General features: G+C 42.5%; 22 protein-coding genes. 18 read left to right on the top strand and 4 right to left on the bottom strand.

Features of this window, described 5'->3' with window-relative positions; translation table 11 throughout:
* Positions 1 to 23 precede the first annotated feature (23 nt).
* The 5 genes from AC4HAN_RS02580 to nth all read left to right on the top strand — a co-directional run bounded on the left by AC4HAN_RS02580 (position 24) and on the right by nth (position 3,570).
* A complete protein-coding gene (locus AC4HAN_RS02580; protein ID WP_491091005.1) occupies positions 24 to 554 on the top strand; it encodes a GNAT family N-acetyltransferase in 531 nt (176 codons plus the stop codon).
* Positions 555 to 646: 92 nt separating this feature from the next.
* A complete protein-coding gene (locus AC4HAN_RS02575; protein WP_491091003.1) occupies positions 647 to 1,840 on the top strand; it encodes a 3-phosphoglycerate dehydrogenase family protein in 1,194 nt (397 codons plus the stop codon).
* A gap of 145 nt (positions 1,841 to 1,985) precedes the next feature.
* Positions 1,986 to 2,498 carry a methylated-DNA--[protein]-cysteine S-methyltransferase gene (locus tag AC4HAN_RS02570; protein WP_491091002.1) on the top strand — a complete coding sequence of 171 codons (513 nt, stop codon included), beginning with the start codon at positions 1,986 to 1,988 and terminating at the stop codon, positions 2,496 to 2,498.
* A gap of 22 nt (positions 2,499 to 2,520) precedes the next feature.
* Entirely contained in the window at positions 2,521 to 2,874 is a 354-nt protein-coding gene (locus tag AC4HAN_RS02565) for an arsenate reductase family protein (protein WP_491091126.1), read from the top strand.
* Between the two features lie 66 nt (positions 2,875 to 2,940).
* Complete coding sequence (nth, locus tag AC4HAN_RS02560; RefSeq protein ID WP_491091125.1) at positions 2,941 to 3,570, top strand: endonuclease III; 630 nt, start codon at positions 2,941 to 2,943, stop codon at positions 3,568 to 3,570.
* Positions 3,571 to 3,657: 87 nt separating this feature from the next.
* On the opposite strand, the gene AC4HAN_RS02555 is transcribed toward nth, so the two are convergent.
* On the bottom strand, positions 3,658 to 4,485 hold the full coding sequence (locus AC4HAN_RS02555) for an exodeoxyribonuclease III (protein ID WP_491091001.1): 828 nt from the start codon (positions 4,483 to 4,485) through the stop codon (positions 3,658 to 3,660).
* A 305-nt stretch (positions 4,486 to 4,790) separates the two neighbouring features.
* Positions 4,791 to 5,432 carry a deoxynucleoside kinase gene (locus AC4HAN_RS02550; protein ID WP_491091000.1) on the bottom strand — a complete coding sequence of 214 codons (642 nt, stop codon included), beginning with the start codon at positions 5,430 to 5,432 and terminating at the stop codon, positions 4,791 to 4,793.
* 315 nt (positions 5,433 to 5,747) lie between these two features.
* On the opposite strand from AC4HAN_RS02550, the gene AC4HAN_RS02545 reads away from it, so the two are divergent.
* The 8 genes from AC4HAN_RS02545 to AC4HAN_RS02510 all read left to right on the top strand — a co-directional run bounded on the left by AC4HAN_RS02545 (position 5,748) and on the right by AC4HAN_RS02510 (position 13,585).
* Entirely contained in the window at positions 5,748 to 6,581 is an 834-nt protein-coding gene (locus tag AC4HAN_RS02545) for a hypothetical protein (protein ID WP_491090999.1), read from the top strand.
* A gap of 295 nt (positions 6,582 to 6,876) precedes the next feature.
* Entirely contained in the window at positions 6,877 to 8,880 is a 2,004-nt protein-coding gene (metG, locus tag AC4HAN_RS02540; protein ID WP_491090997.1) for a methionine--tRNA ligase, read from the top strand.
* Between the two features lie 440 nt (positions 8,881 to 9,320).
* The gene (locus tag AC4HAN_RS02535) at positions 9,321 to 9,815 is read left to right on the top strand and encodes a VIT1/CCC1 transporter family protein (protein WP_491090996.1); all 495 of its coding nucleotides are present in this window, start codon (positions 9,321 to 9,323) and stop codon (positions 9,813 to 9,815) included.
* Between the two features lie 282 nt (positions 9,816 to 10,097).
* Positions 10,098 to 10,538, top strand: coding sequence for an ASCH domain-containing protein (locus AC4HAN_RS02530; RefSeq protein WP_491090994.1), 441 nt, complete (start codon positions 10,098 to 10,100; stop codon positions 10,536 to 10,538).
* Positions 10,539 to 10,612: 74 nt separating this feature from the next.
* Positions 10,613 to 11,992 (top strand): bifunctional UDP-N-acetylglucosamine diphosphorylase/glucosamine-1-phosphate N-acetyltransferase GlmU, encoded by a 1,380-nt coding sequence (glmU, locus tag AC4HAN_RS02525; RefSeq protein ID WP_491090992.1) that lies wholly within the window; start codon positions 10,613 to 10,615, stop codon positions 11,990 to 11,992.
* 9 nt (positions 11,993 to 12,001) lie between these two features.
* Positions 12,002 to 12,553 carry an NUDIX hydrolase gene (locus AC4HAN_RS02520; protein WP_491090991.1) on the top strand — a complete coding sequence of 184 codons (552 nt, stop codon included), beginning with the start codon at positions 12,002 to 12,004 and terminating at the stop codon, positions 12,551 to 12,553.
* Between the two features lie 10 nt (positions 12,554 to 12,563).
* Positions 12,564 to 12,884 (top strand): cell wall synthase accessory phosphoprotein MacP, encoded by a 321-nt coding sequence (gene macP / locus AC4HAN_RS02515; RefSeq protein WP_491090989.1) that lies wholly within the window; start codon positions 12,564 to 12,566, stop codon positions 12,882 to 12,884.
* A gap of 11 nt (positions 12,885 to 12,895) precedes the next feature.
* A complete protein-coding gene (locus tag AC4HAN_RS02510) occupies positions 12,896 to 13,585 on the top strand; it encodes a 5'-methylthioadenosine/adenosylhomocysteine nucleosidase (RefSeq protein WP_491090988.1) in 690 nt (229 codons plus the stop codon).
* Positions 13,586 to 13,911: 326 nt separating this feature from the next.
* Here the strand turns inward: AC4HAN_RS02510 and AC4HAN_RS02505 are convergent, their stop codons facing one another.
* Entirely contained in the window at positions 13,912 to 14,682 is a 771-nt protein-coding gene (locus tag AC4HAN_RS02505) for a peptidylprolyl isomerase (protein WP_491091124.1), read from the bottom strand.
* A 199-nt stretch (positions 14,683 to 14,881) separates the two neighbouring features.
* On the opposite strand from AC4HAN_RS02505, the gene AC4HAN_RS02500 reads away from it, so the two are divergent.
* A complete protein-coding gene (locus tag AC4HAN_RS02500) occupies positions 14,882 to 17,245 on the top strand; it encodes a DNA translocase FtsK (protein WP_491090987.1) in 2,364 nt (787 codons plus the stop codon).
* A gap of 62 nt (positions 17,246 to 17,307) precedes the next feature.
* Here AC4HAN_RS02500 and AC4HAN_RS02495 read toward each other — a convergent pair whose 3' ends face one another.
* Positions 17,308 to 17,661 carry a DUF3397 family protein gene (locus tag AC4HAN_RS02495; protein ID WP_491090985.1) on the bottom strand — a complete coding sequence of 118 codons (354 nt, stop codon included), beginning with the start codon at positions 17,659 to 17,661 and terminating at the stop codon, positions 17,308 to 17,310.
* 204 nt (positions 17,662 to 17,865) lie between these two features.
* Here AC4HAN_RS02495 and rplK point away from each other — a divergent pair, with 204 nt between their 5' ends.
* From rplK to frr, 4 genes are all read left to right on the top strand, one after another.
* On the top strand, positions 17,866 to 18,291 hold the full coding sequence (rplK, locus tag AC4HAN_RS02490; protein ID WP_491090984.1) for a 50S ribosomal protein L11: 426 nt from the start codon (positions 17,866 to 17,868) through the stop codon (positions 18,289 to 18,291).
* A gap of 96 nt (positions 18,292 to 18,387) precedes the next feature.
* Positions 18,388 to 19,077, top strand: coding sequence for a 50S ribosomal protein L1 (gene rplA / locus AC4HAN_RS02485; RefSeq protein WP_491091123.1), 690 nt, complete (start codon positions 18,388 to 18,390; stop codon positions 19,075 to 19,077).
* A gap of 246 nt (positions 19,078 to 19,323) precedes the next feature.
* On the top strand, positions 19,324 to 20,061 hold the full coding sequence (pyrH, locus tag AC4HAN_RS02480) for a UMP kinase (protein WP_075346575.1): 738 nt from the start codon (positions 19,324 to 19,326) through the stop codon (positions 20,059 to 20,061).
* Positions 20,062 to 20,297: 236 nt separating this feature from the next.
* Positions 20,298 to 20,855: a ribosome recycling factor gene (frr, locus tag AC4HAN_RS02475; protein ID WP_491090983.1), complete on the top strand. Its 558-nt coding sequence runs from the start codon at positions 20,298 to 20,300 to the stop codon at positions 20,853 to 20,855.
* Position 20,856 lies beyond the last annotated feature (1 nt).

Here is a 20,856-nt window from a genome sequence, read left to right as displayed (position 1 = left end):
GCCTTGAACACAGGTGGTAGAAAATGGAAATTAGATTAGCTTTTCCAAATGAAGTCAATCAGATACTGTCTATCATTGATGAAGCCAAACAGGAAATAGCTTCTTACGGGAGCGATCAATGGCAGGGAGATTATCCTAATCAAGACATCATTTTTGAAGATATTTTAGAAGGCCGTGGCTATGTTGCCCTTGATGAAGAGCAGATTGTGGCTTATGCAGCAGTTATTGACGGACATGAGGCCGCTTATGATCAGATTTATGAGGGTGAGTGGAAGCACAACAACCGCCGCTATATAACCTTTCATAGGATTGCTGTAGCCGGTTCTTACCGCGGGCAGCAGGTTGCTCAGACCTTTCTTCAGGGCTTGATTGAAGGTTATGCCGGGCATGATTTTCGCTGCGACACTCATGAAAAAAATAAGGCTATGCAGCATATTCTGGAAAAGCTCGGCTTTGTCTATTGCGGGAAAGTTCCTATAGACGGTGTCAGACTGGCCTATCAAAAGATAAAAACAAAAAGTGAAAACAGTCTCTATCAGGAAATTGAAGAATAATTGAGATCGGACTTCCTGAACTGCCTGCTGCAGGCAGTATCAGATCATAGTAGAAAGGAAAGCGCCAAGGATTTTCCGAGGCGCAAGCAAGTATGGTATTTAGTGTAAGAACATTTAACAATATTAATCAAATCGGCTTGAAAGAATTAGGCAATGGTTTTCAAATTGACGGAGATTTGAAAGACAATCCGGATGCCTATATTATTCGGAGTGAAAATCTTCATAAGGCTAATTTTCCGGATAACCTGAAAGCTATTGCCCGTGCGGGTGCAGGAACCAATAACATTCCAATTGATGCGGCCACTGCCAAAGGAATTGTCGTTTTTAATACGCCTGGTGCCAATGCCAATGCAGTCAAAGAGGCTGTCATTGCATCACTCCTCTTATCTGCGCGTGACTACATCTCTGCTAACCGCTGGGTTAATACTCTGACAGGTGATGATGTGCCTAAGCAGGTTGAAGCTGGGAAAAAACAATTTGCAGGCAGCGAAATTTCCGGAAAAACACTGGGAGTTATCGGTCTTGGTGCCATCGGTGCCCGTATTGCCAATGATGCCCGCCGTCTGGGTATGAATGTGCTGGGCTATGACCCTTACGTTTCTATTGAAACCGCTTGGAACATCTCCAGCCATGTCAAACGTGTCAACGATTTGAACGACATTTTTGAAAACTCAGATTACATCACCATCCACGTTCCTTTGACAGAAGATACCAAGGATACTTTTAATGCAGACAGTTTTGGTCTGATGAAAAAGGGAACGGTTGTCATTAATTTTGCCCGCGGTGAACTGGTAAATAATACAGACCTGTTTGATGCGCTTGAAACAGGTGTTGTCAGACACTACTTTACCGATTTTGGAACAGAAGAACTGCTCAATAAAGAAGGAATTACGGTCTTTCCGCATGTCGGCGGCTCTACTGCAGAAGCGGAGCTCAACTGTGCTATTATGGCCGGACAAACTATCCGCCGTTTCATGGAAACCGGCGAAATTACAAATTCTGTTAATTTCCCTAATATGCACCAAGCGCTGACAGCACCTTACCGGATTACATTAATCAATAAAAATGTTCCTAATATTGTAGCGCGTCTGTCAACTGCCGTTTCTAATCTGGATATTAATATTGATAATATCCTCAATCGTTCAAGAGGAAACTACGCTTATACAATTCTTGACCTTGATGAAACTGACAAGGCAAAAATTGATGAGCTGGTTGCTAATTTTGAAGCCAGTGACAATATTGTCCGTGTCCGCTTGATTAAAGGAAAGATCAAGGCCGCTAAATAAACAGCTGAAAATAAGGGTAGTGTTAGTTTGGTTTAGACCTTGGACTAACAATCACCCTTTTCTTATCACTTTTAATTTACAATCGGAGCTGCAAAAATTCATGATGGTTCATGGGAAGCTTTTGTTAACTCTAAAGGAGGCTGTTATGACCCTATACAAACAAATCTATCATTCTCCTTTGGGAGATTTGTCGTTGGTCGCCGATAAGCAAGGGCTTATTGGTGCTTGGTTTGCCGGTCAAAAATATTTTGAGCAGGGCATAGCTGACGAAGCATTTATGGCAGCTCCCAACACTGTATTAAGCCAGGCGAAGCAGTGGCTGGATGCTTATTTTGCCGGAGAAAATCCCAAGCAGGGTGAACTTTTGCTGTCTCCCCGAGGAACTTCTTTTCAAAAACAGGTCTGGCAGGTGCTGCAGGAGATTCCTTTTGGTCAAACGCTGACCTACGGTGATATTGCTAAGAAGATAAACTGCCGTTCTGCCAGAGCAGTTGGCGGAGCTGTCGGACGCAATCCTTTAAGTATCATCGTTCCCTGCCACCGGGTGCTGGGCTCCCATGGTCAGATAACAGGCTATGCCAGCGGTACAGACAAAAAACGATGGCTCTTGCAGCACGAAGGTGTTAAACTCTTGACAAGCAGCCGTTCTTCTCGTTAAGATAGAAAAGAAAGGAGAAATGATGCTTGTATTTTATGAACACCCTAAATGCAGTACCTGCCGCAAGGCTAAGGCAGAACTGGATCAGCTGGGACTTGCCTATCAGGCCGTTGATATTAAAAAGAATCCGCCGCAGGCAGATTTTATAAAAGATTTGATAACGACCAGCGGACTGGAGCTGAAAAAATTTTTCAATACGTCCGGTCAATCCTATCGTGCACTGGGGCTAAAGGACAAAATAGATCAGCTCAGCCTTGATGAAGCTGCTGACTTATTAGCAGGTGACGGTATGCTGATTAAGCGTCCGCTTTTGATAAAGGATGGCAAACTTATACAGGTCGGCTATCGGACTAACTATGCCAATCTCAGCTTTTAAAAGCCGAGATTTTTTCTTTCTTTTAGTTTTCATGCTATAATGGAAACAAGAAGAACGGGAGTTGTTATGGTCTTATCGAAAAAACGGGCTCGCAAGGTCTTAGAAGAAATTATTGCGCTTTATCCGGATGCCAAGCCCAGCTTAAATTTTAACAATCATTTTGAACTGCTGATTGCCGTGATTTTGTCGGCTCAAACGACGGATGCTGCTGTCAATAAGGTAACACCGGCTTTATTTGCTGCCTATCCCAAACCTGATGATTTGGCAAAGGCAGATTTAAAAGATATTGAATCTCACATTTCAAAAATCGGTCTTTACCGCAACAAGGCAAAATTTTTGAAAGACTGTTCGCAGCAGCTGATGGACAGGTATGGGGGAGAAGTGCCTCATACGAGAAAAGAGCTGGAAGGTTTATCAGGTGTCGGCAGAAAAACGGCTAATGTTGTTATGAGTGTGGGCTTTGGTTTTCCTGCTTTTGCCGTTGACACTCATGTCAGCCGTATCTGTAAGCACCATGATATCGTTAAAAAATCGGCAACACCTTTGGAAGTGGAAAAGCGTGTTACTGATGTTTTGCCGCCGGAACTGTGGCTGTCAGCCCATCAGGCCATGATTTATTTTGGACGGGAGATTTGCCATCCCAAAAATCCTGAGTGTCATAAGTATCCCCAGCTTTATGATTTTTCAGACTGCTAATTAAATAATCAGACCAAAAAAGATTGAGGCAGAGCTGCATAAGCTTCTGCCTCAATCTTTTTGTTTTTTATTTAGTATAAAGGCTTCTTACAAGTCAATCTTTATCATAATCGGCGTGTGATCCTGCCGTGCTCCTGAATCGATCATCTCAGATTTAAGGACTTTATCGGCAATGCGGTTGCTGGTCAGCCAGTAATCAATTCTCCAGCCTGAGTTGTTGATTTTGCTGGTCTTGCTGCGCTGAGCCCACCAGGAGTAAACATCAGGAATATCACCGTGCACATAGCGGAAGGTATCGGTAAAGCCCTTGGCTAATAAATTGGTAAATCCTGCCCGCTCTTCATCTGTAAAGCCCGGAGAGCGGCGGTTGCTTGAGGGATGAGCCAGGTCAATTTCCTCATGGGCAACATTGTAGTCGCCTGCGGCTAAAACAGGTTTTTGCCTATCCAATTCTGCCAGGTAATCGGCATATTTTTCATCCCAAATTTGTCTGTCTTCCAGACGTTTCAGGCCGTCGCCGGCATTAGGTGTGTACACTTGAGTTACAAAAAAGTTATCAAATTCAAGCGTAATGATTCGGCCTTCGGCGTCCATAGTTGCCGGAGCCCCGATATTGGGATAAGTAACTGTTGGATTAAGCTCTGATTTATAAAGGAACATGGTACCGGCATAACCTTTGCGTGCAGGCTCTACAGAAGAGCGCCAGGCGATATCGTAATCAGCAAAATAGCTTTTAAGAATTTCCAAGTGCTTTTTTGTCGGCCCCTTAGCAGGCAGTTTTGTTTCCTGGATAGCAATGATATCAGGCTTTTTCTCAGCTAAAGTATCGATAACCGCACGTGAAAGCAAGGCCCGGGCTGAGTCGCTGGTTAAAGCAGCATTGAGCGAGTCAATATTCCATGAAATGAGTTTCATAAGTAAGATACCAAGAACATATCCCAAATTCGGCAGACTGCGGGACTAAGCGGAAAATCAAAGCCTTTCCTGTCTGTTTTGCAGAAGCTTTCAAGAAGCTTTTTCGCCTATGTTCAATCTTTCTAATTCATTTTTTTATTATTGTATCAAAAAATAAGCTTCAGAGCGACTGAAACAGCCTGAACTGATTTTGGTCTGATGCCGGACTTTGACCAGCCCTTTAGGGCAGGTCAAAGCAGCCCGGGAAATGACATCTAATGCTTTATCACAGAAAACCGACAAGACAAAGCAGCCGTTGTTTTCTGTCAGCGATCGCCTATTCCAAGGGCGCTCATTTCTTGCTGAATCATACGGTAGACAGTCTCCCAATCCTTGGGGTTATTGATATCAAAGTCATCTGTTTGAATCCGCATTTTAGGGCTGTAATCATAGCTGTCGTACCAGTCCTTGTAGTTACTGTGCAAAAGCTGATAGTAATCCAGCAAGCCGTTATCTTTTGTCGGCTGCTCAAAGGAGCGGCCGCGCTTTTTGATATTGTTTAAAATGTGGTCAAAGCTGCCGTCTAAATAGATTAAAAGGTCCGGTGCTTTCTTGGGCAGACCCTTGATTTCTTCCATCATATTGTCCAAGAGCTCCAGATAAATCTGATATTCCTGCTGGCTGATGCTTCCCTGTAAGGTATTGATATAAGTAAACAGAGCATCCTCGTAGATGGAGCGGTCTAAAACATTATTGTCCTCATGGTAGGCGCTTTTAATGGATTTAAACCGTTTGTTTAGAAAATAAATCTGCAAAGCAAAACCGTATTTTTCAGGATCTTCATAGTACTTATCCAAAATAGGGTTGTTATCAACAGGTTCAAAAAAGGCCTGTGTTCCTAAACTTTCAGCAATACGGGATGTATAGGTTGTTTTTCCGACGCCGATCATCCCAGCTAGTATAATCACGATTGTAAAGTACCTCCAAATCAGTAAATGCTATTTTGCTGCTCAGACAGCTGATGAAATCTCAAAAGAGTATTAAAATATAACCCCACAATATATTGTACAGCAATTAATATAATAACACTACATATTGTATTTAATCAAGTCTTAAATCACAATAATTTTAAGGTTTGTTAAAATAAGGCCTGCTCAATGAGGACTCAGCCTTTCCCGTTAGATGAAAACAGCTTAAAATCGAAAAAACAATTTAAAAATTCTGATAAATTAGGCTGTAAGTATGGTAAAATAAAAGAGTAATAAATTATTAAGGAGTCTAAGATGAATCAAAATGAATGGCAACAACAGTTCCGTGCAGCAAACGGACGCGAACCCAGTCAAGAAGAATTTCAGGCAGCTTTTCAGAGAGGAGAATTTACAGTGTCCCGTCAGCAGCCAAAGAAAAAAATGAAGACCTCAACCATTGTTATCATCAGTTTAGTGTCAGTCTTTGCTGTACTGCTCTTGATTGCCGGCGGCGCTGCGGCTTATTATTACTATTCCGGCAATATAGACGGTACTTGGGAACAGGTGTCGGCTTCTTCCTACAGCACTAAAAAGGATGAGTGGATTGATGTTGACAAGGAAAACAAAAAAAGCAATATTACTTATCATCAATTTTTAGTCGTTAAAAAGAATTACCTGAAAACTTATGCTTATTATAAACTGAATTATGATATAGATTTGCCTGATAATATGGAGCAAGACAATCTTTTTCTCAATGCTCGGACAACTTACACCGGTCACATGAAACCGACACATCAGGCTAATATCTGGAAAAGAGAAATTCGGATGACGATTTCCCAAAAGGACTTTATTGATGGCTTGAACGATTATATTGACGATTATGTTCAAAATAAATATACCTCCGACAATGATCTTCAAGACATAATGAAGGACTATAAAAAAGACTTTAAGGATGAGAAAAAAGGCAAGATAACTTATCAGAAAAAAGGCAATCGCTTAACCCTCAAAGCCTATAATAACAAGGGTAAACTGAGAGAGAAAATAACTTACGCTAAGCGGACAGGCAAAGCAGCTGATAAATTACTTAAAAATTATAAAAAAATTGAAAATGAAGAACGTAAATCTTTAAAAAAGCTCAATAATTATTAAAGAGCAGTTTAAAAAGAGCGGGAAGAGCACAGTTGATTCTGCCAATTGTGCCCGTATTCCGCTCTTTTTTATTTTCAGATAAAGCCGGGGCTTCTAAGACCGTTTTTTGATTTTGAGCTTTCATAATAGGCAATTTATGCTATAATAAAGTGTTATTAAAAAGAGGTTTCATCTGCCTCGGATGAGAAAGGAAACGAACGTACAAGCAGCATTTTCAGCAGCTGAAAGCTGGATTTTTTCTGTTTTTTGAGTAAGGCTGTCTTTAGCTTGTTTTTACGTTCTTGGTATCTTAAACATGAGCGATAAAAAGCCATTTTATATCACAACACCGATTTATTACCCATCCGGCAAACTTCATATCGGTTCGGCCTATACGACTATTGCCTGCGATGTTTTAGCCCGTTATAAGCGCATGATGAACTACGATGTTTTTTATCTGACCGGTCTTGATGAGCACGGACAAAAAATTCAGCAAAAGGCTGAAGAAGCCGGCGTCACCCCTCAAGCTTATGTGGACGGTATGGCAGTAGGTGTGAAGAAGCTTTGGAAGCTCCTTGATATTTCGTATGACAAGTTTATCCGTACGACTGACGATTATCATGAAAAAGCAGTGGCTGATGTCTTTGAAAAATTGCTGGCACAGGACGATATTTACTTAGGCGAATACTCAGGCTGGTATTCTGTTTCGGATGAGGAATTTTTCACCGAAAGTCAGCTGGCAGAAGTCTTTCGCGATGAAGCCGGCAAGGTCATCGGCGGTATTGCTCCGTCTGGCCACGAGGTGGAATGGGTATCAGAAGAGTCTTATTTCCTGCGTCTGGGCAAGTATGCTGATCGTTTGGTAGACTTTTTCCATGCGCATCCTGACTTTATCCAGCCGGACGGCCGTATGAATGAAATCATTAAAAATTTCATCGAGCCTGGTCTGGAAGATTTGGCGGTGTCACGGACCTCCTTTACCTGGGGAGTTAAGGTGCCTTCAAATCCTAAACATGTTGTTTACGTTTGGATTGATGCTCTTCTCAACTATGCGACAGCCCTTGGTTACGGTCAGGAAGATCATGCTAATTTTGATAAATTCTGGAATGGTACGGTCTTTCATATGGTTGGTAAAGATATTCTGCGTTTCCATAGTATTTACTGGCCTATCATGCTCATGATGCTGGATATGAAATTGCCTGAGCGCCTTATTGCCCACGGCTGGTTTGTCATGAAAGACGGCAAAATGTCCAAATCAAAAGGCAATGTTGTCTATCCGGAAATGCTGGTAGAGCGCTACGGCCTTGATGCTCTTCGTTACTATCTCATGCGTTCTTTACCGGTCGGATCAGACGGAACTTTCACACCTGAAGATTATGTCGGCCGTATCAATTATGAATTGGCCAATGACCTTGGCAATCTCCTCAACCGTACAGTGGCTATGATCAATAAGTACTTCGATGGTGAAATTCCTGCTTATGCTGAAAATGTCACTGAATTTGATTCCGATTTAGCAGCAGTTACGGCAGAGAATCTGGCCGAATACCACAAGCAAATGAATGCTGTGGATTATCCGCGTGCGCTTGAAGCCGTTTGGAATATCATTTCCCGTACCAACAAGTATATTGATGAGACCGCTCCTTGGGTGCTGGCTAAAGATGATGCTAAGCGTGATGAATTGGCAAGTGTTATGGCACATTTGGCAGCCAGTCTGCGCGTGGTGGCTCATCTTATTCAGCCCTTCATGATGACCACTTCAAATGCGATTATGGAGCAGCTTGGCTTGGCTGATCAATTTGACCTTGAAAATTTGACTTTGGCTAATTTCCCGGAAGGTGTCAAGGTCATAGCTAAGGGAACACCTATTTTTCCGCGTCTGGACATGGAAGCAGAAATTGACTATATCAAGAAGCAAATGGATTCCGGATCTCTTCTTTCTCAAGAGGAAAATGAGTGGGATCCAAGCAAGGTTGAGCTGAAAAACGACAAGAAAACTGTTAAGTTTGACGATTTTGACAAAGTGGAAATCCGCGTTGCTGAGGTTAAGGAAGTGTCTAAGGTCGAAGGCTCTGACAAGCTCCTTAAATTCCGTTTGGATGCCGGTGACAGCGAAGACCGCCAAATTCTCTCAGGCATTGCCAAATACTATCCCAACGAGCAGGAATTAGTCGGCAAGAAAGTTCAGATTGTTGCTAACCTCAAACCGCGCAAGATGATGGGTCTGCTCAGCCAAGGTATGATTCTGTCTGCTGAACACGATGGCAGCTTGAGTGTTCTGACTGTTGATTCAAGTGTGCCTAACGGCAGTCAAATTGGTTAGAATGATTTCATTTATCAAAAAGTAACATTTTGTTATGATACTTTCCTTAGGTAGCACGGACGGTAGCGATTTCCTTCGGAATTCCATACCTAGATTTTGAGCCTAGGTCTCAAAATCTCCGAGAGGCAGAAACAGTGAGTTTCTGCCTCTTTTGCTACATCGGAAAGTATCGGGTTAGGCTTCGTTCATTTTTGTATCATCTTATAGACATACAAAGTGATGTTATTCTATGATGAAATTTTAGAGAGAATTTAGTTTTGAGAGTTTGTCTATAATCTGACATCGGCAGAAATTTTCTGCTGATTTTTTATTGTAGGCCTAGTCTTATTGCCGAAGGATTTTTAATTGTTATTATTCTAAATAAGAGTATAATAGAGATAACGAAATATTTAGAATGATTCTAAATAATTCATTCTTTAAATTAGTCAGGAGCGGTTCTAATGATAAATTTGAAAGATTATGCTAAATCAATCGTTTACGGCGGTTTGGACGGGATTATCACGACTTTTGCTGTGGTTGCCGGTGCAGTAGGAGGAAGACTTGGGACGATGACAATCATTATTTTGGGCTTTTCAAACTTACTGGCAGACGGTTTTTCCATGGCTATCGGTGATTACTTGAGTTCAACGACGGAAAAACATACGGATAATAAGCAGGCCGTTAAAAATGCTCTGGCAACCTTTCTTGCGTTTAATGGTTTTGGTCTTCTTCCTTTGCTGTCCTACCTGCTCATCAATCAAATAGAGCTGTTTCAAAACTATACTTTTGTTATTGCCTGTCTCCTTGTTGCTTTGGCTTTGGTCTTGTTAGGAATAGTTAAGGCGGCTATAACTCACCAATCAAAACGAAAAGAAGTTTTACGCACAGTGACCGTCGGGCTTATTGCAACCTTTGTTGCTTATTATGTTGGCTACTTATTGGGATTGTTGGCCTGACAGGTTTAAAAAAGTGAGATTCAATCATTTCCTAGAAATATTTGAACCTCACTTTTTTGTTGTCAAGATACAGATTTTCGGTTTGAGGCGGTAATCGCTGGGAACAGCAGTATTTTAAATGATTGTTTTTGTGTCTATCTGAAATAATGTATAATAGTAGCAGATTTACTTAGGTGAGAAAAGATTCAGTTTCAGTATCAGAATCTTTCTTACCAAGCTCATAAAACAGCTTATTTTCTGGGAATTGTTAAGCAAGCTGTGAGCTATAAATTGGAGGTAGGCATGAATGCAGAACAACTATGGAATCAGTATAAAACGCTCAACCCGGCTATCGGCAATACTATTGATGCCTGGGCTTTTGGAGCAGAACCCGATTTACTGGCGCAGTTGGTTTTGAAAGGAAGGAAAACAGCAACTGCTTCTGCCTATGATTTGTATGCAGCGGACGGTGAGCTGCTTCCTCAGGAAGGCAGTTATGATGTTATTTTGGACAGTCATGATGAGGCTATCTGCATCATTGAAGTCACCAAAGTTACAGTCGTTCCTTTCAAAGAGGTGTCAGCTGGACATGCTTTTAAAGAAGGTGAAGGCGACCGGACTCTGGCTTGGTGGCGGGATAGTCATCAGCAGCTTTTTACGCAGTGGTTTAAAGAGGCAGGGCTGACATTTACGCAAGACAGCCTGATTGTTCTTGAGGAATTCCGTTTGGTCTATGCACCCTAATTTAACAAATGATTAGAAAAGTGCTATAATAAAATGAACATTTTTGCTGTATTATTTTTTACAAAGGACATTTTATGAATAATTACGCTATTATCCTTGCTGCAGGCAAGGGCACTCGAATGAAATCAGATCTTCCCAAGGTCTTGCATAAGGTTGCGGGAATTACAATGTTAGAGCATGTTTTTCGCAGTGTTTCTGCTTTGAATCCTGCAAAGAATGTAACAATTATCGGACATAAGGCAGATCTTGTTAAAGATGTTTTGGCAGACCAGTCTGATTTTGTCATGCAGACAGAACAGCTGGGAACAGGACACGCAGTCATGATGGCCGAAGAAGAATTAGTCGGCTTGGACGGACAAACTCTTGTGATTGCCGGGGACACGCCGCTGATTACGGGAGACAGCCTGAAAAATTTGGTGGATTACCACAGAAATCATAAAAATGTGGCTACGATTTTAACGGCAGAAGCCGCTGATCCGTTTGGCTATGGCCGGATTATCCGCAATCAAAATGCGGAAGTCACTAAGATTGTTGAGCAAAAGGATGCGTCTGAGTTTGAGCAGCAGGTCAAAGAAATCAATACAGGCACTTACGTTTTTGATAATAAACGCCTTTTTGAAGCCTTAAAAGAAATCAATACGGACAATGCTCAGGGCGAATATTATCTGACAGATGTCATCAGTATCTTTAAAGCAGCCGATGAAAAAGTTGGCGCCTATAAACTTCGTGATTTCAATGAAAGTTTAGGGGTCAATGACCGTGTCGCCCTTGCTAAAGCCGAAGAAATTATGCGCCGGCGCATCAACCGTACCCACATGGTCAATGGTGTTACCTTTATCAATCCGGACAGCACCTATATTGATGCGGATGTTGCTATTGCAGCAGATGTTGTTATTGAGCCGAACGTCACGCTTAAAGGGCAGACAAAAATTTCTTCGGGAGCCGTTCTGACCAATGGCACCTATATTGTTGATTCAGTTATCGGTGAGAATGCTGTGATTACCAATTCCATGATTGAGTCTTCGCAGGTTGAGCGCAATGTTACTGTGGGGCCTTATGCTCATCTGCGGCCGGATGCTGTCTTGGAAGAAAATGTTCACGTAGGAAACTTTGTTGAGGTCAAGGCCTCAACTCTGGGCAAGGACACAAAAGCAGGGCATCTGACCTATATTGGCAATGCCGAAGTTGGTCACGATGTCAACTTTGGTGCAGGAACGATCACGGTCAATTACGACGGTCAAAACAAATACAAAACAACGATTGGCAACCATGTTTTTATTGGCAGCAATTCAACGATCATTGCTCCTGTTCAAGTAGGAGACAATGCACTGACAGCGGCCGGGTCGGCTATTCATGAGGATGTTCCGGCAGACAGCGTTGCGATTGGGCGCAGCCGTCAGGTCAATAAGGAAGGCTATGCCAAGAAAAAGCCTCACCATCCGGATAATAATTAGGAGATGTTCATGGAATTCGAAGAAAAGACCATCAAGCGTCAGGAGATTTTTGATGGCCAGATTTTTAAAGTTACGGTTGATGATGTTGAGCTGCCCAATCACTTGGGAACAGCAAAACGCGAGTTGATTTTTCATCGGGGAGCCGTTTCTGTTCTGGCTGTTACGCCGGACAATAAACTGGTTATTGTCAAGCAGTACCGCAAGGCAATTGAAAAAATCTCCTATGAAATTCCGGCGGGGAAACTTGAGATCGGTGAAAATGGTACTGAAAAAGCAGCTGCTCTGCGTGAATTGGAAGAAGAAACGGCTTATACGGGCGATTTGGAGCTGATTTATGAGTTTTATACCGCTATCGGATTTTGTAATGAAAAAATAAAACTTTATCTGGCAACAAACCTTAAAAAAGTCGCAAATCCTCGTCCGCAGGATGATGATGAGGTGATTGAACTGCTGGAATTAACTTATGACGAATGCATGGAACTGGTGGCATCAGGAGATATTGAAGATGCTAAAACCCTGATTGCTCTGCAGTATTTTGCCTTGCATTTTAATAATAAATAGAGGAAATGTTATGGGAAAACCGCTTTTAACAGATGAAATGATTGCGCGTGCTAATCACGGCGAAAAATTTGATGATAAAGAGGATTTTGATCCGGAAAAAACCATTGTCATTCAGACAGACCGAGCAGCTGTTTCTGATTATAGCAAGAGTGACATTGACAGTGACTATGATGACGATTTTGATTTTGATGAGTATGATGAAGATCCTATCATCAAGAGCCGCCGTATAGAAAATGCTAAACGCGGTGAATTTCAGTCTAAGCTCAACTGGATTTTAATCGGTATTGCCTTGCTTTTGGCTGTTCTTATTTACGCAGTGTTTAAACTCTAAAGGAAACGAAAATGAAAATTGGAATTATCGCGGCTATGGATGAGGAATTAAAACTTCTTCTGGAAAAGCTAAATCAAAAGACAGAAGAAGTTTGTTTGGGACGAACCTATTACAGCGGCCGGCTGGGCAAACATGATGTTGTCCTTGTGAGAAGCGGTGTCGGCAAAGTGATGAGCGCTATGAGCGTCGCTGTTTTAGCCGATCATTTCGCTGTTGAAGCGCTTATCAATACGGGCTCTGCCGGAGCTTTGGTGCCGGATTTAGAGATTGGTGACGTGGTGGTGGCAGACAGGCTTGCCTACCATGATGTTGACCTGACGGCTTTTGGCTATGCTTTTGGGCAGATGTCAGAACAGCCTCTTTATTTTGAATCTGACAAAAGTTTTGTTTCGGCCTTCGAGAAAGTTCTGGCGCAGCAGCACATCAAGAGTAAGGTCGGTTTAATTACCAGCAGTGACTCCTTTATGGCCGGTAAAGATAAAACTGATTTTGTAAAAGAGCATTTTCCGCAAGTGGAAGCCGTAGAAATGGAAGGAGCCGCAGTGGCTCAGGCAGCCTCCGCAGCTCAGCTGCCTTTTGTAGTTATCCGTGCCATGAGCGATACCGCAGCGCATGATGCCAATCTTACCTTTGACGAATTTATCCTGGAAGCCGGCAAGCGTTCGGCTCAGGTTCTTCTGGATTTTTTGGATGTTTTATGAGTGTGATCCCAATCAATGGGCTGAAAACAGCAACTGGTTGGCTTGGCAGTGGCTTGGCACTTGGAGCAGGAGGGTCAGTCACAGGAGCAATTAGCGGAGCTGGTGAATATTTAGTATCATGTTGGTAAGGAATCAGTTATGAAATATTTTTTGATAGGTGTCATCTCATTTATCATTTTGGCGATAGTTTTGTATATATGTGGCTTTATTAAATTAAAAAAATAAAAGCTAAGGTATGTCGATTTTCCTTGTCTCCGTTTAGGCGTTGAAGCACTTTTCTGAGAATCTGGGATATAATTAAAAGCAGCCATCGAGCTGCTTTATTTTTATTTCGAGAATTTATAATCTTTAAGAACGGTAATCGTCTTAATAACGACTTTTTCCTCAGGCTTACCGTTTTGATCAGTCTTGACTGCTGCGATAGCATCAACGGTTTTCATGCCTTTAATAACTTGTCCAAAGACCGTGTAGTTGCCGTCAAGTTTTGGTATTCCTCCATGCTTATAGGCGTTGATTATTTTTTGCGGGTAGAGCTCGGAGGACAGCTGCTTAGCTTGGTTGGCCTTGTTTTGGACAATGTAAAACTGACTGGCGTTGGTGTGGGAACCGGCATTGGCCATAGCTAAGGCGCCTCTTAGATGATAGAGATATTTTGAACTTTCATTGGCAAAACCTTGGCCTGCATCTTTTGATTTGTCCTTGCCTTTCCAGATAGATTCGCCGCCGCTGCCGTCGCCCTTAGGATCGCCGCCCTGAACAACAAAATCGGCGATAACACGGTGGAAGGTCAGGTTGTTATAGTAGCCGTTTTTGGCATGGGTCAGGAAATTTTCAGCAGCCAAAGGAGCGTATTTTGGAAAAAGCTTGACGGTAATGTCCCCTTTTGATGTTTTGATTTGAACCTGGGCTTCATTTTTGGCAACCTTTTTGGACAGCTGCGGGAAATTGGCCTTGTTTAATTTTTTCAGTTTGTTTTCAGCTTTTTGTTTGGCAATACTGTTATCAACATACTTATCTCCTTTAATTGCACGATCCATGCTTTCACAGCCTGCTAAAAAAACAGCCGCTATCAAAATGAGACTCAAAAATTTTTTCATCATTGCTCCTTGTTTTTGAAAGATAGCTCTATTTTACCATAAAAACAGTCTGAGAACTGCTTCTCCTGCTAAATTTTTGCCTGTGGGGTAAAAGGCAGTGTTCATGCTTTCCTACAGTATCTCTGGCATCTGTCATAAATTTAGAAAAAGGGAATGGCAGTTCTTTCCCCAAATACCATAAAAATGGTATAATAACATCATGGCTAAAGCAAAGAATAAACGAAAGGGACGGAAAACACGCCGTCCGACAAAAGCAGAATTAGAAAAGCAAAAAGCGTTAAAACGGATGGTGGCTGCCTTTATCATAGCCTTTGTCCTCTTTTTTGCTGTTTTTAAATTAGGGCGGGTCGGGATTACTGCCTATAATATGATACGTTTGCTGGTGGGAAGCCTTGCTTACCCGCTTATTTTTGCTGTTTTGATTTACCTGTTCGGGACAAAATGGCTGCGCAAGTATGATGGTCTGGTTGGAGGCTTTGTTGTTACCATGCTGGGCTTACTTTTGGAATGGCAGGCCTACCTTTTTTCTATGGCCGGTATGGCAGGGCAAAATGTTATTAAAGCGACCCTTGCCATCGTCTTGAGTGACTTGACTAATTTTCGTGTGGCTAATTTTGCCGGCGGAGGTCTTTTAGGGGCACTCTTTTATATGCCGGTTGCCTTTCTTTTCTCTAATATCGGATCTTTCCTAATAGGCGGTCTGTTTATCCTTTTAGGGCTCTTTCTCATGAGTCCTTGGGATGTTTATGATGTCATGGACTTTTTCAAAGGAGCCTATGTTAAATTCCAAGCTAAACGCGAAGAACGTCGTGAAAGACGCTTTGCCGAGAAAGAAGAAGAGCGCCTTCAGGCTGAGTTGGAGGCTGCTCAAACAGCACAGGAAATGGCTGGAGCTGACCATGGAATTAATGCGGCTATTGATTTAGAAACAGGAGAAGTTTTAGACCAGGCTCAGACGATTGATTTGGATGATTTTGACGGTCAGGTTCATAGAGAACCTGAAATTATCGGCTATCAGCCAAATGACGAGGCTGAAGTTTTTGAAGAAATGCCTCCTGCTCAGCCGGATGAAAATGCTGCCGCTGAAGAGGATTACTCAGATGAACCGTTGGAAGTTGATTTTACACCAAAGGAAAATCTTCATTATAAACTGCCCGGAATTGATTTATTTGCCAAGGACAAGCCTAAAAATCAAAGCAAGGAGAAAAAGCTTGTTCGTGATAATATCAAGATACTGGAAGAAACCTTTGCCAGCTTTGGGATCAAAGCCGGTGTTGAACGTGCTGAAATCGGCCCATCGGTAACCAAGTATGAAGTCAAGCCGGCTGTCGGCGTCCGTGTCAACCGCATTTCTAATCTGGCAGATGACCTGGCTCTGGCTTTGGCTGCTCAGGATGTCCGCATTGAAGCACCTATTCCCGGCAAATCATTAGTTGGTATTGAGGTGCCTAATTCTGAGGTTGCAACTGTCACCTTCCGTGAACTCTGGGAGCAGGCTAAAACCTCACCTGATAAATTGCTTGAAGTGCCTTTAGGTAAGGCAGTCAACGGTTCTGTCCGCTCTTTTGATCTGGCGAGGATGCCCCATATTTTGGTGGCAGGCTCAACAGGTTCCGGGAAATCAGTGGCGGTCAATGGTATTATTGCCAGCATTTTGATGAAGGCCCGGCCCGATCAAGTCAAATTTATGATGATTGACCCTAAGATGGTTGAGCTGTCTGTCTACAATGACATTCCCCATTTGCTCATTCCCGTTGTGACTAATCCGCGCAAGGCCAGCAAAGCCCTGCAAAAAGTTGTCGATGAAATGGAAAATCGCTACGAACTGTTCAGCCATTTCGGCGTGCGCAATATCGCAGGCTATAATGCCAAGGTGGAAGAATTTAACCGTCACTCAGAAACCAAACACATGCCGCTGCCGCTTTTGGTTGTTATTGTTGATGAATTGGCAGACCTTATGATGGTAGCCAGCAAAGAAGTTGAGGATGCCATCATCCGCTTAGGACAAAAGGCGCGTGCAGCCGGTATTCATATGATTCTGGCGACACAAAGGCCGTCTGTCGATGTTATTTCAGGCCTTATCAAGGCTAATGTTCCCAGCCGAATTGCTTTTGCAGTCTCAAGCGGGACAGACAGCCGGACCATTTTGGATGAAAACGGTGCTGAGAAACTTCTTGGCCGCGGTGATATGCTCTTTAAGCCGATTGATGAAAATCATCCGGTTCGCTTACAAGGCTCCTTTATTTCAGACGATGATGTCGAACGCATTGTCTCCTTTATCAAAGAACAGGCCGGTGCGGACTACGATGACAGCTTTGATCCGGGAGAAGTCTCTGAAAATGAAGGCTCTGACAGCAATGGCGGTGCTTCTGAAGGAGATCCGCTCTTTGAAGAAGCTAAAACCCTGGTTTTAGAAACGCAAAAAGCCAGTGCATCGATGCTGCAGCGCAGGCTCTCAGTCGGATTTAACCGAGCTACCCGCCTTATGGAAGAATTAGAAGAAGCAGGAGTCATCGGCCCGGCTGAAGGCACCAAGCCGCGCAAGGTCCTGCAAAGCAATTAAATACATACAAAACGAGTCTGAAGCAAATAATGCTTCAGACTCATTTCATATATGCTGTGCTGTCACTTAGCTACAAAAGCAGCAATAACAGTTGCTAAGTAAAAGAAGAAAGTCAAAATGAAACCGGCCCGCCAAAAAAATTTGAAAAAGCGCCTGAAAGAAAAAGCTTTTCTTCTTCTGAGCTGCCGAATAGCCAAGGTGAGAGCAAGAATGGACATGGCCAGCAAATAATGCGGCAGAAAACTGTGGGTATAAAACTTAGCCGATACCAGAACAATTTCTGCTGCAAAAAGCGGCAGCGCAAGGTCCGCAAGATTTAGACCAAAGCGCCTCAGACGAAAGGTAGAAACAATGATATAAGAAAATATTAGGGTAAGAAAAATAAAGGCCACAGCCATAAATTTGTACATAATCATAATCATATTTTATAACGATTTTAGAAGAAAGTAAACGCCTATTTTATTGGGGAGGCAGTTATTGGGCAGAAAAGAAATTGTCTGTTTAAATAACTTGATTTTTATCTAAAAAAGTGTATAATAGACGAGTATGCTGTAACAGCATATTTGTGGGAGGTAAAAATCTTTTAATTACCGAAAGAACCACAACAGGAGGATTTTATAATGGCTAAAAAAGTCGAAAATGTCGTAAAACTTCAAATTCCTGCCGGTAAAGCAACACCAGCTCCGCCAGTCGGACCAGCACTTGGTCAAGCAGGAATCAACATCATGGGATTCACGAAAGAATTTAACGCTCGTACAGCTGATCAAGCTGGTATGATTATCCCGGTTGTTATCTCAGTTTATGAAGACAAATCATTTGATTTCGTCACTAAAACACCGCCGGCTGCTGTTCTTTTGAAAAAAGCTGCAGGTGTTGACAAAGGTTCCGGCGAACCTAATAAAACTAAAGTTGCTTCAGTAACGCGTGCGCAAGTACAAGAAATCGCTGAAACAAAACTGCCAGATTTGAACGCTGCAAACATTGAGTCTGCAATGCGTATGATCGAAGGTACTGCTCGTTCTATGGGATTCACTGTTACTGACTAATTGTAACCGATCCTATTGCCCGCATGCTTGATCATATGTTGACGAGTGACGTGGGAGATGAAAATCGATATGACCACATTACAAGGAGAAGATAAAATGGCTAAAAAAAGCAAACAATTACGTGCTGCTCTCGAAAAAATCGACAGCACAAAAGCTTACAGCGTTGAAGAAGCTGTAGCACTCGCAAAAGAAACGAACTTCGCAAAATTTGACGCAACTGTAGAAGTTGCTTACAATCTTAACATTGATGTTAAAAAAGCTGACCAGCAAATCCGCGGTGCCATGGTATTGCCAAACGGTACTGGTAAAACACAGCGCGTGCTTGTTTTTGCCCGTGGCGCTAAAGCTGAAGAAGCTAAAGAAGCTGGTGCAGATTTCGTTGGTGAAGATGACCTTGTTCAAAAAATCAACGGCGGCTGGTTAGATTTTGATGTTGTTATTGCAACACCGGATATGATGGCAGTTGTTGGGCGTCTTGGACGTATCCTCGGCCCTCGTAACCTCATGCCAAATCCTAAAACCGGTACAGTAACCATGGATGTTGCTAAAGCGGTTGAAGAATCTAAAGGCGGCAAAATCACTTACCGTGCTGACAAAGCAGGTAACGTACAAGCAATTATCGGTAAAGTATCATTTGATACGGACAAGTTGGTTGAAAACTTCAAAGCCTTTAACGATGTGATTGTTAAGGCAAAACCTTCTACTGCAAAAGGTACTTATATTACAAACCTTGCTTTGACAACAACTCAAGGTCCCGGTATCAAAGTTGATGCTGGTTCATTATAAGAGAATCAAAAGACCGGAAAATGTTATTTCCGGTCTTTTTATTTAGCAGACTGATTCAGGGCTGTATAAAAAAGAAAGCAAACAGGAAAGTACTTAAAGCTATGTTCTGACTTTTTATCTGATAGCATAGAAAATCAGCAAGACCTGCCAGTCTTTTTGAACTTTCCTGCTTTCAGACAGAAAAGATACTATAAATTTTAAAGGAAGTATGGTAAAATATTAGGGATAAAATAAGGAGTACAGATGATGGTAAAACCTAAATATAATCGTGTATTGATTAAACTTTCCGGAGAAGCCTTAGCTGGAGAAAAAGGAGTTGGCATCCATATTCCGACTGTTCAAGCCATTGCTCAGGAAATCAAAGAAGTTCATGATTCAGGTGTTGAGATTGCTCTGGTTATCGGTGGCGGCAACCTCTGGAGAGGCGAACCTGCTTCTGAAGCCGGTATGGATCGTGTTCAGGCTGATTATACGGGGATGCTGGGGACAGTTATGAACGCCCTTGTTATGGCAGATGCACTTCAGCATGTAGGTGTGGATACACGTGTTCAGACAGCCATTGCCATGCAGCAGGTCGCAGAGCCCTATATCAGAGGCCGGGCACTTCGCCATTTGGAAAAAGGCCGTATTGTTATCTTTGCAGCAGGTGTTGGTTCCCCTTACTTCTCAACAGATACAACTTCTGCCCTAAGAGCTGCCGAAATTGATGCAGATGCCATTCTTATGGCTAAAAATGGCGTTGACGGGGTTTACAATGATGATCCCCGTAAGAATGCTGACGCCATCAAATTCAATGAGCTGACCCATATGGAAGTCCTTAAACGCGGGCTGAAAATTATGGATTCAACAGCCAGCTCGCTGTCAATGGATAATGATATTGATTTAGTTGTTTTCAATCTTAATGAGGCAGGCAATATCAAACGTGTCATCTTTGGCGAACAAATTGGAACAACTGTCACAAGCAAAATTTCTGACTCAGAATAACTGAATACGGCTACGACACTGTGCAAAAAGATAGTTTCTCCTAGCGTCCTGTGACGCTTCGTCGAACCTCTTATTTTGCTTTGTGTCGCTGACGCCTTAGTATCTTAGTAATTGAACACGGGCTAAAATCCTAGTAAAAAAGATAAGCGTCCTAGTGTCTTAGCGACACAGTGTCCGTTTCCTATTTTATACGGATTTCTTTACGCCCTTAGTATCTTAATATAAGGAGAATATAAATGGCAAATGCTATTGTAGAAAAAGCAAAAGAAAGATTTGAACAATCCCACCAGTCACTTGCACGTGAATTCGGCAGTATCCGTGCCGGCCGTGCCAATGCCAGTCTTTTAGACCGTATTGAAGTGGAGTATTACGGTGCTCCGACACCTCTCAATCAACTGGCGTCCATCACTGTTCCGGAAGCGCGTGTTCTTTTGGTATCACCTTTTGATAAATCATCGCTGAAAGACATTGAACATGCCATCAATGCTTCAGATATCGGGATCAATCCGGCAAATGACGGCTCTGTTATCCGTTTGGTTATTCCGGCTTTGACTGAGGAAACGCGCCGCGATCTTGCCAAGGAAGTAAAAAAAGTCGGTGAAAATGCTAAAATCGCTATCCGCAATATTCGCCGTGATGCCATGGATGAAGCTAAAAAGGCAGAAAAAAGCAAAGATATCACTGAAGATGAATTAAAATCTTTGGAAAAAGATATTCAAAAAGCAACAGATGACGCTGTCAAGAACATTGATGACATGACAGCAAACAAGGAAAAGGAGCTGCTTGAAGTTTAAG

The organism is Streptococcus sp. ELY_86, assembly GCF_058314495.1.
Note: the sequence above shows the minus strand (reverse complement) of the source record. Positions and strands in the feature narration are given on the sequence as shown.